The organism is Bacillus sp. BR3(2024) (assembly GCF_039134555.1).
Lineage (GTDB): Bacteria > Bacillota > Bacilli > Bacillales > Bacillaceae_G > Bacillus_A > Bacillus_A cereus.
On record NZ_CP152433.1, the window covers coordinates 4,965,908 to 4,979,430 of the forward strand.

The window sequence follows — 13,523 nt, forward strand, 5'->3', positions numbered from 1 at the left end:
ACTATGTTACATAGGTACAGAATTATTATTTCCTTGTGCTGCTGCTTTTTCAGTACGAACAACAGAACGGTCGCACAATACAACGAATGGATAGTAGATTACCATCGCAATTACAAAGTTGAATAACTGTAGAATTGCACCTGAAAGATGTCCACCTGTTACAAGATAACCACTAATAATTGGTGGTGTTGCCCATGGAATCATTGCAACTGTTTTTGGTACCCAACCAATAGATATAGCTGTATAAGAAGTAATTACCAATACAATTGGTGTTATGATAAACGGCAAGAATAAAACTGGATTTAAAATAATTGGTGTACCAAAGATTACTGGTTCGTTAATGTTGAATGCACCTGGACCAATTGATAAGCGAGATACACCGCGTAATTGTGCACTTTTTGCTACAAGTAATACAACTACTAAGAACGCTAATGTTGCACCAGAACCACCAAGATATACGAAAGTATCAAAGAATGGTTTTGTAACAATATTTGGAACATCAAATGCAGATGTGCCACCTTGGAATAACTTCATATTTTTCTCTAATGCTGGTAAGTATAACGGCTCAATAATACCACCAACGATATTTGGACCATGTAAACCGAAGAACCAAAGAAGATGAACAAGGAGTACAATGACAATTGCACTTGGTAATGTCCCTGCTAAACTTTGCAGTGGTGATTGAATCGTATTAAAGATAAATTCATGAACACTTGTACCAGCTAATTTCACTGCTAATTGAATACCTGCAACTACTGTTAAGATAACAAATGCTGGAACTATAGCTGCGAAAGATCTTAAAACTGCTGGTGGTACTCCATCAGGCATTTTAAAAGTAATGTTTCTTTGTACGAAGAAACGGAATACTTCAGTAACAAGGAGTGCTACAATAATTGCTACGAATAACCCTTGTGCACCTGTCCAAGCTAAGTTCAATCCGCCTTCTTTCGGTGTTGTTGGCGTAAGAATAATTAACGCACCAAATGAAATAATACCTGCTGACAAACCATCAACGCCGTAAGATTTTGCTAAGTTATAACTTGTTGTAAATGCTATGATTAGTGCTAGAATCGCAAAAGAACCAGTCCACATTCCACCGCCAACTTGTTTCCACGTTTCACCAAACAAACCTTTCATGAAATCTTGGAAAGCCTCAGATGGAAAACCATTAATTAGTGATGCCAGTGCACCAACTAAAATAAGTGGCATAACTGCGATAAATCCGTCACGGATCGCAGCTAAATGACGTTGCGACCCAATTTTACCAGCGACAGGAACAATATATTTCTCCATGAATGCAATAAACTTTTGCATTTCGCTTCCCCCCTAATTATTTTTTAAGTGTTAATGCGTGATCTAAAACTGCTTCTCCATTCATCATGCCATAGTGCATTGGATTGATAACGTCGATTCCAACGTTTCTCTCATCAGCAAGCGTTTTCATTGAAGAAAGCATGTAACGAACTTGTGGTCCTAGTAATAATACATCTGCTTGATCGATATTCGTTTTTACTGCATCCCCGGATACAGCCCAAATCTTGCCTTCTAAACCGCGAGCTTTTGCAGCCGCTTCCATTTTTGTAACTAGTAAACTTGTAGACATCCCTGCTGAGCAACATAATAAAATATTCATTTGAAAATCCCCCTTGTGTAGTATAAAAAATTTATGTTTTATTTATTTTTCTTTACGCTATTTATTAATGCAATTAGCGTGCCAACTTTTTAAAACCACTAAAATCAGCACTTTTTTGACTATTTTCTTTGTGTGTTAACGCTTTCAATTAGTGTGTCGTCCAAAAAACACACAGTGTGTTATAAAACAACACGCTTTTAACACATAACTGTATGAAAATAGATTAGTGTTTAGTTGTCTAGTTGTGTTTAATATGAAAAAACACTAAAAAAACTTTTTTATCGTAGGAATCTAGTAAAAAACAACATTTTCTTGGGCTCAGTCTTCTATCTATTCTATTGTCCAAGCAAACTCTACTAGATTACATAAAATAAAATAGAATAAAATAACACAATTCGAAAGGGGATTCCTATGCCAAAACATAGAAAACAAAGCAAAATAAAGATTTATAGAATAACAAGCTATAAAAAAGACAAGCGTTCTGAATTAGACTCTGACAAATTTGAACTAGAACAGCAGGACAAGCATGATATACAAGACAAACAGGACAAACAGGATGAGCAGAATAAGCAAGATAAGCAAGATAAGCAAGTACAATCGGAAAATGTAACTATAGTACCTACAGATTCACACAGCTTAGATGTGTGGGATGAAATTTCTCTAAAGGAAATACAAGCTGGTGAACATACGAGCCTATTTGAAGAAAAGAGTAATTATCAAAATATTAATTTAGTCCAAGTAAACGATGTTCGCTTATACTTGGACAAGCAACTACAATTCAGTTCCGTTGATGAGCAAATTTATCATGAAGCACTTGTACATCCGATTATGGCAAAAGTAATTGATCCAAAACGTGTTCTCATATTAGGTGGTGGCGATGGCCTTGCCTTACGAGAAGTTTTGAAATATGAAACTGTGCTACATGTAGACCTTGTTGATTTAGACGAGGCAATGATTAATATCGCACGTAATGTTCCAGAAATAGTATCTTTAAACAAAAATGCTTTTTTTGATAATCGTGTGAACGTGCACGTATGCGATGCAAAAGAATTTCTAAATTCACCTTCATCTTTATACGATGTAATCATTATTGATTTTCCAGACCCAGCGACAGAATTATTAAGTACTTTATATACAAGCGAACTATTTGCTCGTATAGCTACATTCTTAACAGAAGATGGTGCTTTCGTCTGTCAATCTAATTCACCTGCTGATGCACCTCTAGTATATTGGAGTATCGGTAATACAATTGAACACGCTGGATTAACTGTAAAAAGCTATCATACAATCGTTCCTTCTTTCGGAACTGACTGGGGATTTCATCTTGCTACTAATTCTGCACATGTACTCGATCAAATTGAACAATTATATGTAGTACCAACTCCTCGAACATTGCCTGCTCTTCTTTTTCCTTTATTTCAATTTAAAGAAGAACATCTAGAACAACGTAACCTCGCTCTTTTAAATTCAGAATCAAATCTTATCTTACATCAATGCTACAAACAGGAAATGAAGTTTTGACAATATTATAGTAAGGAGTGCTACCCTATGGAATATTCTACTTTTGGCAAGCATATAATAGTAGATTTGTGGGGAGTGGACTTTTCCCTATTAGATGATATGCAATTTTTAGAATATCACCTAGTTACAGCTGCAGATTACTCTGGTGCCCATGTTTTAAACGTAAGTAAAAAAGAGTTCCAGCCATATGGTGTTACTGTATTAGTGTTATTATCAGAAAGCCATCTTTCCATTCACACTTACCCGGAACAAAATTTTGCAGCTATTGACTGTTATACTTGCGGTACAACCGTTGAACCACAAATATCGATTGATTATATCGTAAATATATTAAAACCGGAGCGGATGCATATAAAAAGATTAATTCGTGGTATAGGAGAAATTGTTACTGCCGATTAATTATAACTCTTACTCATCCGAAAAAAGGAGGATTGTAAAATACCATCAGTGGGATGAACATTTCGCTGATGGTACAGGCACATACATAAAATGAAATTTTAATTAGTGGGTGTTTTACTGCCCGTTAATTCGAGATAAAAAAACCTTGCATAAGCAAGGTTCATTCATCCACCGACATCTTCCTATATAACTCTACAAACTCACTCGCTAATTCTTTCACCGTAATTGCATTCATTAAATGATCTTGCGCGTGTACCATTAAAAGAGTAACTTCGGTCTTTTCGCCACCAGCTTCTTTCTGGATAAGCTCCGTTTGTACACGGTGCGCCTCTTTTAATTCCTCTAGTGCTTCTTGTAATTTAACTTCAGCTTCTGTAAACTCCCCACGCTTCGCACAATCAATTGCTTCCATTGAACAACTTCTCGCGTTTCCCCCATGCAAGATTAAATGAAAAGCTTTCGTCTCTATCGTATCCATTTTAGTTCCTTACTCCCCCTTTTCTTCCGCCAGTTTTTGTTTATCCCATATTTTTAAGAACGGTAAATAAATGAAGAATGCTAGCGCAAAGTTAACAAGTTGCAAAATAACACCTGAAATTTTCCCGCCCGATCCTAAATATCCACTAAAAAGAATAGGTGTCGTCCAAGGTACAGCGGCCCCACTCGGACGTGCGACCCATCCCCATTCCATTGCAAAGTAAGAAACAATTGTTAACACAACTGGAACTAATATGAATGGAATTAGTAAAAGTGGGTTCATTACAATCGGCATACCAAAAGTTACCATCTCATTAATATTAAATATACCAGGTGCAATTGACAATCTCCCTAAACTTTTTAATTGTTGACTTCGTGCAAATAGTAACATTCCGACAACTAGAGCAAGCGTTGCACCAGAACCGCCCATATAAATCCATAAGTCAAAAAACTGTGCCGTAATCGTATTTGGTACATCTTGCCCAGCTTGAAAAGCAACTCGGTTTTGATCCATTAACGACAACCAAACGGGGCTCATTACACCACCAACAATAGTAGCACCATGAATTCCACACGACCAAAGAACATGAACGAGAATAACTGCTATTATTGCGCCCCAAAGACTAGCACCAAGTACACTAAGTGGTTCCTGTAAAATTTGTCCTACAATATTATGGATACTGCCAAAAGAAGTATTTTCTATAATTAAGCGTAAAATCCAAATAACTGTTACAACAATAAATCCTGGAACAAGTGCCGCAAATGAACGCGTGACAGCTGGTGGAACTGTCTCTGGCATCTTTATAATTATCTTTTTTTGTACAATAAATCGATACAGTTCAGTAGATATAAGTGCAATAATCATTGCTACAAATAACCCTTGGCTTCCCATTAATGCAGCTGGGATAGCGCCTTCTACAAGTACACTTTCTTTTGTACTTGGTATAATATATGCAACTTGAAATGGCGTCGCAAGTAAAAACGTCACAAGCGACAATGCCCCGGATGCTAAAGCATCCACTTTATAATACTCTCCAAGCCTGTAAGCGATTCCAAAAACAGCTATTAAAGCCATTATATTAAAAGTTGCACTAACTGGATACCCTAAAGCTCTCTGCCAATTCTCACCAAACAAACCTGCCATAAACTCGTTATATCCGGGTATCGGCAGTGCACTAATAATGAGGAAAAACGATCCAATAATTAAGAAAGGCATCGTTAAAATAATTCCATCTCGAATTGCTTGTAAATGCCTCTGCTCTGCAACCTTCCCTGCTACCGGCATCACATACTTCTCTAAAAACCGTATCATCTATCCCACTCTCCTCATGGTTTCATTGACAAAGCTGCTTGCAAGATAGCTTCTCCATTACAAAGTCCGTAATGAACAGATTGAATGACATCAACAGGTATCCCTTTATCCTTACATAATTCTTTCATTTTCGGTAATAAATAACGTACTTGCGGTCCAAGTAAAAGGACATCAGCTTTATCAATATGACTATTCACTTCAGAACCTGATACTGCCCAGATTGTTACTTCTATCCCTCTTGTCTCTGCTGCTTTCTCCATCTTTGTAACAATCAAACTGGAAGACATTCCCGCTGCACAGCAAAGTAAAATATTCATCCCGCTTCCCTCCCCTTTTTTCTCTACCTAAATTATGGTGCACTCCTTGCCACCACTAGGTTACAAATATATATGTCTAGATTTCCTGCTGTATGCCGAGCTTAAAAACAAAAATTTCTTGGTTTTCGCGCTATTCCATCTATCCGTATTCTCCTAGTAAAGAGAACTCTAACTCGCTATAATGATTCAGTATGACTTTTTTTAATTGATAGGAGGATATATTTATGAAGGCATATCGCTTTCCACTTATTTTATTATCTTCTATCCTAATTGGTGGTTTCATTGGTTATTTCATGGGTACCGATGCAGTTGCTTTAAAGCCGCTTGGTGACATTTTCTTAAACTTAATGTTTACGATTGTTGTACCTCTAGTGTTCTTTAGCATCGCATCGTCTATTGCTAATATGGATGGATTAAAACGTTTCGGTAAAATTATGTCTAGTATGGCTGGGACTTTCTTATTTACAAGTATTTTAGCTGCTATTTTTATGATTATTGTTGTGAAAATATTCCCGCCAGCACAAGGTGTTGTACTAGAACTAACACAACCTGACAAAGCCGGCAAAGCTGTTAGTGTTGCAGATCAAATCGTCGGTATTTTAACAGTATCTGACTTCTCGAAGTTACTATCTCGTGAAAATATGTTAGCTCTTATTTTCTTCTCTATCTTAATGGGGATTGCAACTTCAGCAGTTGGCGAAAAAGGAAAGCCATTCGCTACATTCCTACAGGCTGGTGCAGAGATTTCAATGAAGGTTGTATCTTTCATTATGTACTACGCCCCAATCGGACTTGCTGCTTACTTTGCAGCATTAGTTGGCGAATTCGGACCACAACTTCTTGGAACTTACTTCCGAGCAGCAATGGTATACTATCCTGCTTCTCTAATTTATTTCTTTGTATTCTTCACGTTCTATGCATACCTTGCAGGTCGCAAACAAGGTGTACAAGTATTTTGGAAGAACATGGTCTCTCCTACAGTTACATCACTTGCAACTTGTAGTAGTGCCGCAAGTATTCCAGCGAACTTAGAAGCAACGAAGAAAATGGGTATTTCTTCAGACGTTCGCGAAACAGTTGTCCTTCTTGGTTCTACACTTCATAAAGACGGCTCTGTTTTAGGTGGCGTATTAAAAATTGCTTTCTTATTCGGTATTTTCAACATGGAATTCGAAGGACCGAAAACATTAGCAATCGCACTTGTTGTTTCTCTATTAGTAGGAACAGTAATGGGTGCTATTCCCGGCGGCGGTATGATCGGTGAAATGTTAATTGTATCTCTATACGGTTTCCCGCCAGAAGCACTGCCAATTATCGCAGCAATTAGTACAATCATTGATCCACCTGCAACGATGTTAAACGTAACAGCAGATAACGCTTGTGCGGTAATGACAGCTCGCCTTGTAGAAGGTAAGAATTGGATTAAAAACAAATTTGCTTAATAGAAAGAGGATGCTCGTTTAGAGCATCCTCTTTCTTTATTTGTTGATAAGTTGATATTTCCTCTCGCCACAAATTTGTTACAATCTTCACAAATATTCCACATCCATTATCCATTCTCCGTACTATAATCATGTATGGAAAAGGAGATGGAAATAATGACACAAAGCGCACCTGAATTTAAAGTTTTGCAAAGCATTGCATTTCTCGCTGTCGTTTTGCAAAGTTCGTTATTATATACAATGAATCAAGGAAATGTCTTACTTGAGCAATCCCTCATTATGGGTATGCTATTTAATCTCGCAAAATTCTCAGCACCAGCATTCATATTTATCGTTGGATTTCACTTAATTCGTCACTATACGAAGCAATTAGTATATAAAGAATATATTTCTGAAAAAGCGACACACTTACTCATTCCTTATTTCTTTTGGTCTATTCTTTACTTATTAACAACAAACGATCTTATTACGTTACAAAGTGGAATAAAAAGTTTATTACTCGGAACAGCCGCGCCCCATCTTTGGTACGTTATTATGATGTTCCAAATTCACTTATTGTTCCCTTTACTATGCACACTTTTTTATTGGTTTCAAAAACGAACAGAAAATAAAAAAGACATATATAAATATATGACCTTTTTCGCTTGCCTATATTTTCTATTAATGTGGTTCTCTTCTCACTATATTTTTAATGGAGAAAAATTAACAAGTTCAACAATTTTACATTATACAGATCGATCATTTCTATTCTACTCATTCTATTTCGTTATGGGCGGCATTGCCGCTGTAGCACTAAAAACTTGGCGGCTATTCGTCATGAAACATATCCCGCTTATAACAATATTATTTTTCATCTTATTTTTATTCATCAATTATGAGTTGTTTAGTTTTTACGGAGCAAACTCTATCCATTTAACTGTTTCTACCTATTTAAAACCATCTATGTTTTTATATATAGTATGCGAAATTATCATACTGTATGTGTTATCTATTATGATAGTACAGCGTCGTGGTTTCTTATATAAAACGTTACGTTTCATTGGAAATTACACGTATGGTGCTTATTTAGCTCATTTATTCTTCTTGCAACTATGCACAAAACTTCTTTCCTTATTCACGCTGCAAGAAAATACTATATTATATACCCTATTACTATTTGTGTTAACGGCCATTATCTCTATTTCAACAATGGTCATTTGTAGCACAATACCATTTCATACTTGGATTACAGGACCTTCTCCTACAACAAAGATGAAATGGACGAAGGTTGTATTCCGAAAAAATCATAAAAAACTATTCAAGCCATATATTTGATATAATAATACGCATATAAAAAGAAAGCGAGAGACACCTATGATTAATCAAGTTGGACAAATTATGCTATATGTAAATAACCAAGACGAAACAGTACAATTTTGGACAGAAAAAGTAGGGTTCCAAATCATTGCGGAAGAAAATAACGGAAATGGCTTCCGCTGGATTGAAATTGCACCGGCGAAAGAAGCAGGAACAAGCATCGTCCTTCACGATAAAGCGTTAATCGCGAAGATGCAACCTGAACTAAACCTAAATACACCTTCACTTATGTTCTTCTCAAATGACTTAGACCGTCTATATAAAGATCTTTCTGAGAAAAATGTCACAGTTGGACAGGTTGTAGATTTACCTACTGGTAGAGCATTCAACTTTGCTGATAATGAAAATAATTACTTTGCAGTAATGGAACGTAAATAAAAAATAAGCTATCCGAAAAAATCGGATAGCTTATTTCATCTTAAGAAACTTGTTCTACATTCGTTTCTCTATGCTGTATATGACTCGTGATCCAAGCAATTCCACCGGCAACAACGAGATAACATAACAATATTAAAATTTGCATTTGTAATTGCGACCAATCTCCTAAAGAAATAACATCTTGTAATCCTCTAAGAGAATGAGACATTGGGAGAAATTGTCCAATTTTACTAAGAACAGCTATATTTAATTCTCCTGGGAAAGTACCTCCGCTCGTCGCTAATTGCAGGACAAGAAGGGTTACCGCTAAGAACTTTCCAACAAGACCAAATACTGTTACTAGCATAAGAATAAATGTCATGAACGTAAAGGAAATAACAATACTTGATAAAACAAAAAGTGGCACACTTGCGACTTCTAATTTCATAACACCTAGCACAACTACATCTACGAGTAGCGCTTGAATAAGTCCAATTAAATATACCAATCCTAGTTTATTAATAAAATGTACCGTTCCGCTTACCTTCATATTTTGTCTGCGGCCAAGCGGTAAAATATTCGATGCCATAATTCCGCCAACATAAAATGCAAGCGATAAGAAATATGGTGCAATACCTGAACCGTAATTAGGCACGTCAGAAACTGTTGACTTCACTAACTGAACTGGCTCTGAGAACATCGTATTGCGTGCATCATCATTACGAATATCCGCTATCTTCTCTGCGCCCTCTCCTAATTTCCTAGAAAGTTCTTTCGCACCATCATCAAGTTTAACAAGTCCGTTCGTTAACTGATTAGCACCATGATTCAGCTCTGTTCCGCCACTCGCAAGTTGATTTACACCTTCTTGTAATGATGTAAATCCAGCTCCCCATTTCGTAAATCCACTAGCTAAATTTGTAGCACCATCTGCTATTTTTTTTGTTCCAGCAGTAGCTTCATTTAACTTAACTCCGAATGTATTCATACCTTCTTCAACCTTATGCTGACCATTTGCAAGCTTCTGCGCACCTTGTGTTAATTGTTGTTGGCTATTATTTAAAATACTTGTTGCTTTAGCTAGTCCATCAGACGTAGCAACAATTTTTTGAAAAGCGGGATCTTGCTGCACTTCTGGATGATTTTTCACGTACTCTTCTAATTGTTGTTTTATACTATTAGCTGCACCATCCGCTTTTACTTGGCCTTCAGCAAGCTTCTCACTTCCGCTCACCCATTCATTTGTACCAGCACTTAATTCACTAACCCCTGATTGTAACGTTTTTTCACCTTGTGCTAATAACTCCATACCGCTATGAAGTGAAGTTGCTCCTTGACTTAGCTCATTCGCTCCCTCAGTTAAGGCTGATTTGCTAGAAGCAAGTTTTTCACTTCCCTCTTTCACTTTTGATGTCCCGTCACTTAAACGATGAATACCATCTGCAAGCTGATCTGCCCCATTTCTTGCATCTGTCGTTCCTTCATGTAACTTCCCAGCACCATTACTTGCATCACTCAACCCTTGTGCTAAGTCTTGAAACTCTGAAAACACACCTTCTGTATAAGATTTCGTAATACTATTTGAAATTTTTGTTTTCATATTTTCAACAGCTGTCGTTCCAATTTGCGCTGCTACAAAGTTTTTACCCGGATTTACTTTGTACTGCAATTGTGCTGGTTCTGGTTTCTCATCCATAAGTGTACTTACCTTTTTAGAGAAATCAGCTGGAATCGTAACAACCATATAGTACTTATCTTCTTTTAGCCCTTCATCAGCATTTTTTTCTGATACGAAATGAAAAGCCAGTTCTTTATTCTCCTTTAAATTTTTTACAAAATCGTCTCCTGCATGAATTGTTTTCTCATCCATCGCAGCACCTTTATCTAAATTCACAACCGCAACAGGTAATTTATCTAATTTTCCGTACGGATCCCAATATCCAGCTAAAAAGAATCCTGAATAAATTAACGGAACGATTAATAAAAAAATTAAAGCGATACGTCCATGTTTATGGTGCCACATCGCTTTCCAATCTTTAAATACAAGTTGAATTCCCTTCATGAAACATACTCCTTCTCCGAATTTAACACCATTAGAATGGTTTAACAGATTTACTATACACGTCACTTTCCATACTGTATAATACATCTTTAATTATTAATTCATTCCTTTTGGTCTATAGAAAGGAGACTCGAAATGGAACTGCTCCAGTTAAAATACTTTCAGACAGTCGCACGACTAGAGCATATGACAAAGGCAGCTGAAGAATTGCATATCGCACAACCTTCACTCAGCAAAACAATAGCTAGACTCGAAAAGGATTTAGGCGTTCCTTTATTTGATCGCCAAGGTCGACAGATTACTTTAAATTCTTTCGGAAAAGTATTTTTAAAACGAGTAGAGCGTATTTTTCATGAATTAAGCGAAGGGGAACGAGAAATTAAAGATTTAGCCGAATTACAACAAAGCTCTATTACACTAGCCGTTTCTATTCCGAGAATATTACCAGAACTACTTGGCTCTTTTTTACTAGAACATCCTAACGTTCGGTTCCAACAATTTCTGGCATCCACTCCTTCTATGAAACGACAACTAGATAATATAGAAATTGACTTTTGTATCTCCTCTGTGCCAATTGAAGGAGAAGAAATTGGTTGGGAACCACTTATTACAGAAGAAATTTTCTTAGTCGTCCCTTCAGGCCATCGTTTATCAGGCCGAGAAAATATCCACCTCCATGAAGTAAAGGACGAACCGTTCATTAGTATGAACACTGGTTATGGATTTCGGCACTTAACGGATGAATTTTGTAAAGAAGCTGGTTTCACTCCACATATTGCTTTTGAAGTCGATGAACCGACCGTGATTAGCGACCTCATTAAGCAAGGTCTCGGCATCGCTTTTGTTCCAAGTTTAACTTTATTAAAAAACTCTACTTTAGCATCGAGCAAGTTGCGTATTATTGAACCCACTTGTCAGCGAACCATCGGATTAAGTTGGTCAAAAAAACGCTACTTATCAAAAACAGCTCAGCAATTCCGTGAATTCGTGATTGACTACTTCTCTAATATTAGGACGTAAAATTATATGAACAAATAAAAGGTGCCACCCTCATATGGTGGCACCTTTTATTGTTCACTCTTTTTTAATTCCATTTCAGCTAAAAGTGGTAGTACGTTATCAAAAATATGCGTATTATTATTTTCACCTGTTACATATCCACCGTAATATCTACTAAATACGTTGTCATTTCGGAATGTGGCCATATGATCATACAATTCCTTCGCAAACTTTGTATCACCTGTTTGTAGTACGTACAAAATCGTTAGTCCATACGCGGCCGGCGATTCATAATTCACAGTTTGTTTTCCCGTTTCTAAATTGTAACGACCGTATAGCTTTCCATCCTCCTGGAACTTCTTTTTTATAAATTCCAAATAAGCAGCTGATGAAAGACCACCTAAACTTCGATGATATGCAACGTATGATTGGTCAATAAGATTCACTTCTTTATCGTACGTAAATGTACCATCTTCTTTATACTCTTTTGGGAATGCCCAGCCATGCCTTGGATAATCTGCTAAAAATTGAACGACTTCCTGATATTGCTGAGCAGAAACTTTGCCGTACTTCTTCATATAGGAGAATGCACGCGGATTTATGTATGATGTTGTTACAAAATTATTTTGTTTCCCTGCATCTGCATCATAATAATCAACATAATAATTATCTTTTTTATTATAACGAAGTACAGCATCACTTAATTGATCGGCAAGGTTTTTATAACGCTCTTCCTTATACATTTCATAAGCACGATATAATTGTTCTATAATACGAAGATCATCTATAAGTGCATTTGTAGCTGACTGTCTCTCTCCCTTTTCAGAGAGTTTCCATAAAACGATATAATTCTTATATATGAAATTATCTTGAATAACCTGTACTTGCTCATCAAATAACGCCTGATCATCTTTATCAAGTGTATACTGTAACCATAATCCCGCCGATTCTGATAAAGCTTCACGTCCCTTAGCTTCACCCGTACCTGCCTTAGTATCTACTAAACGATACGTGGCAAGTGTTCCATTGTCATTCACCATATGTCTTAAAATAAAATTTTCTGTACGGTTTCCTTGTAAAGCTGAACAAAATACAATTCCACCTAAAGCGATTAAGAAGATAACTCCAATCCCTATATATAAACGTTTCCGCAATCTTTTCACCTCCCTAGTAAGGCTAACCTTAATTTTATCAGAACATACATAAATTTAAAAAAGACAATCTATTAGATTGTCTCCCCCCATTTCTATCCCTCGCAAACCTCTTTAGAAGGTTTATATAGCGATTGTACAAGTCGATCATATTCACGACGTGTAATTTCTTTATTATATAGCTTTAATAATAAATCTCTATGCTCTTTTGAAAATGCCATCTTTTTAATGACTTCAGGATACATAAAACACCCTCTCCATTTCACATAAACTTCTTCATTCTAAAAACAGAACTTATGTTCGCATAAAAGATTATAAAAGATTCCTGAGCAAAAAACAAACAAAACATGAACAACTATTTATTTCTTTCTATTCAAAATATTACAACATTATATTATCATATTCACTTTTTAAATACATATATATTTTTGGTAGTTTTTTTGAATAAATCTTCCAATTCAATCAGAAAATAATGGCAAAAAAGAAGAGGAGTTTAC

The 13,523-nt window shown here is 36.3% G+C and carries 14 protein-coding genes; 6 read left to right on the plus strand and 8 right to left on the minus strand.

The window, feature by feature from the left end:
- Positions 1-6 precede the first annotated feature (6 nt).
- Positions 7-1,314: a PTS cellobiose transporter subunit IIC gene (celB, locus tag V7S45_RS25685; protein WP_001168822.1), complete on the minus strand. Its 1,308-nt coding sequence runs from the start codon at positions 1,312-1,314 to the stop codon at positions 7-9.
- A gap of 16 nt (positions 1,315-1,330) precedes the next feature.
- Complete coding sequence (locus V7S45_RS25690) at positions 1,331-1,633, minus strand: PTS sugar transporter subunit IIB (protein ID WP_001023569.1); 303 nt, start codon at positions 1,631-1,633, stop codon at positions 1,331-1,333.
- Between the two features lie 411 nt (positions 1,634-2,044).
- Here V7S45_RS25690 and V7S45_RS25695 point away from each other — a divergent pair, with 411 nt between their 5' ends.
- Positions 2,045-3,154, plus strand: a complete 1,110-nt coding sequence (locus V7S45_RS25695; protein ID WP_342761562.1) for a polyamine aminopropyltransferase — start codon at positions 2,045-2,047, stop codon at positions 3,152-3,154.
- A 27-nt stretch (positions 3,155-3,181) separates the two neighbouring features.
- Complete coding sequence (speD, locus tag V7S45_RS25700; RefSeq protein WP_000456823.1) at positions 3,182-3,553, plus strand: adenosylmethionine decarboxylase; 372 nt, start codon at positions 3,182-3,184, stop codon at positions 3,551-3,553.
- A gap of 160 nt (positions 3,554-3,713) precedes the next feature.
- On the opposite strand, the gene V7S45_RS25705 is transcribed toward speD, so the two are convergent.
- Genes V7S45_RS25705 through V7S45_RS25715 form a run of 3 tightly spaced genes read right to left on the minus strand, consistent with a single transcriptional unit; the run spans position 3,714 to position 5,659 of the window.
- On the minus strand, positions 3,714-4,031 hold the full coding sequence (locus tag V7S45_RS25705) for a PTS lactose/cellobiose transporter subunit IIA (RefSeq protein ID WP_025686700.1): 318 nt from the start codon (positions 4,029-4,031) through the stop codon (positions 3,714-3,716).
- 9 nt (positions 4,032-4,040) lie between these two features.
- The gene (gene celB / locus V7S45_RS25710) at positions 4,041-5,342 is read right to left on the minus strand and encodes a PTS cellobiose transporter subunit IIC (protein WP_000617789.1); all 1,302 of its coding nucleotides are present in this window, start codon (positions 5,340-5,342) and stop codon (positions 4,041-4,043) included.
- A 14-nt stretch (positions 5,343-5,356) separates the two neighbouring features.
- A complete protein-coding gene (locus tag V7S45_RS25715) occupies positions 5,357-5,659 on the minus strand; it encodes a PTS sugar transporter subunit IIB (RefSeq protein ID WP_001023557.1) in 303 nt (100 codons plus the stop codon).
- Positions 5,660-5,883: 224 nt separating this feature from the next.
- Between V7S45_RS25715 and V7S45_RS25720 the strand changes: the two genes are divergently transcribed.
- The 3 genes from V7S45_RS25720 to V7S45_RS25730 all read left to right on the plus strand — a co-directional run bounded on the left by V7S45_RS25720 (position 5,884) and on the right by V7S45_RS25730 (position 8,835).
- A complete protein-coding gene (locus V7S45_RS25720) occupies positions 5,884-7,101 on the plus strand; it encodes a dicarboxylate/amino acid:cation symporter (RefSeq protein WP_342761563.1) in 1,218 nt (405 codons plus the stop codon).
- A gap of 156 nt (positions 7,102-7,257) precedes the next feature.
- Positions 7,258-8,415, plus strand: a complete 1,158-nt coding sequence (locus tag V7S45_RS25725) for an acyltransferase (protein ID WP_000194344.1) — start codon at positions 7,258-7,260, stop codon at positions 8,413-8,415.
- Positions 8,416-8,454: 39 nt separating this feature from the next.
- Positions 8,455-8,835 (plus strand): VOC family protein, encoded by a 381-nt coding sequence (locus V7S45_RS25730; protein ID WP_000610162.1) that lies wholly within the window; start codon positions 8,455-8,457, stop codon positions 8,833-8,835.
- 40 nt (positions 8,836-8,875) lie between these two features.
- On the opposite strand, the gene V7S45_RS25735 is transcribed toward V7S45_RS25730, so the two are convergent.
- Entirely contained in the window at positions 8,876-10,876 is a 2,001-nt protein-coding gene (locus V7S45_RS25735; protein WP_342761564.1) for a YhgE/Pip domain-containing protein, read from the minus strand.
- A gap of 135 nt (positions 10,877-11,011) precedes the next feature.
- Between V7S45_RS25735 and V7S45_RS25740 the strand changes: the two genes are divergently transcribed.
- Complete coding sequence (locus V7S45_RS25740; RefSeq protein WP_342761565.1) at positions 11,012-11,896, plus strand: LysR family transcriptional regulator; 885 nt, start codon at positions 11,012-11,014, stop codon at positions 11,894-11,896.
- A gap of 47 nt (positions 11,897-11,943) precedes the next feature.
- Here the strand turns inward: V7S45_RS25740 and V7S45_RS25745 are convergent, their stop codons facing one another.
- Both V7S45_RS25745 and V7S45_RS25750 read right to left on the minus strand, forming a co-directional pair.
- Positions 11,944-13,029 carry a transcriptional regulator gene (locus V7S45_RS25745; protein ID WP_342761566.1) on the minus strand — a complete coding sequence of 362 codons (1,086 nt, stop codon included), beginning with the start codon at positions 13,027-13,029 and terminating at the stop codon, positions 11,944-11,946.
- A gap of 92 nt (positions 13,030-13,121) precedes the next feature.
- Positions 13,122-13,271: a hypothetical protein gene (locus tag V7S45_RS25750; RefSeq protein ID WP_000283179.1), complete on the minus strand. Its 150-nt coding sequence runs from the start codon at positions 13,269-13,271 to the stop codon at positions 13,122-13,124.
- Positions 13,272-13,523 lie beyond the last annotated feature (252 nt).

Excerpts from the sequence above, each read along its gene's own strand:
- speD (WP_000456823.1), top strand. The coding sequence starts at position 3,182 with ATGGAATATTCTACTTTTGGCAAGCATATAATAGTAGATTTGTGGGGA.
- celB (WP_001168822.1), bottom strand. The coding sequence starts at position 1,314 with ATGCAAAAGTTTATTGCATTCATGGAGAAATATATTGTTCCTGTCGCT.
- V7S45_RS25725 (WP_000194344.1), top strand. The coding sequence starts at position 7,258 with ATGACACAAAGCGCACCTGAATTTAAAGTTTTGCAAAGCATTGCATTT.
- V7S45_RS25735 (WP_342761564.1), bottom strand. The coding sequence starts at position 10,876 with ATGAAGGGAATTCAACTTGTATTTAAAGATTGGAAAGCGATGTGGCAC.
- V7S45_RS25690 (WP_001023569.1), bottom strand. The coding sequence starts at position 1,633 with ATGAATATTTTATTATGTTGCTCAGCAGGGATGTCTACAAGTTTACTA.
- V7S45_RS25750 (WP_000283179.1), bottom strand. The coding sequence starts at position 13,271 with ATGTATCCTGAAGTCATTAAAAAGATGGCATTTTCAAAAGAGCATAGA.
- celB (WP_000617789.1), bottom strand. The coding sequence starts at position 5,342 with ATGATACGGTTTTTAGAGAAGTATGTGATGCCGGTAGCAGGGAAGGTT.
- V7S45_RS25705 (WP_025686700.1), bottom strand. The coding sequence starts at position 4,031 with ATGGATACGATAGAGACGAAAGCTTTTCATTTAATCTTGCATGGGGGA.
- V7S45_RS25695 (WP_342761562.1), top strand. The coding sequence starts at position 2,045 with ATGCCAAAACATAGAAAACAAAGCAAAATAAAGATTTATAGAATAACA.
- V7S45_RS25720 (WP_342761563.1), top strand. The coding sequence starts at position 5,884 with ATGAAGGCATATCGCTTTCCACTTATTTTATTATCTTCTATCCTAATT.
- V7S45_RS25715 (WP_001023557.1), bottom strand. The coding sequence starts at position 5,659 with ATGAATATTTTACTTTGCTGTGCAGCGGGAATGTCTTCCAGTTTGATT.
- V7S45_RS25730 (WP_000610162.1), top strand. The coding sequence starts at position 8,455 with ATGATTAATCAAGTTGGACAAATTATGCTATATGTAAATAACCAAGAC.
- V7S45_RS25740 (WP_342761565.1), top strand. The coding sequence starts at position 11,012 with ATGGAACTGCTCCAGTTAAAATACTTTCAGACAGTCGCACGACTAGAG.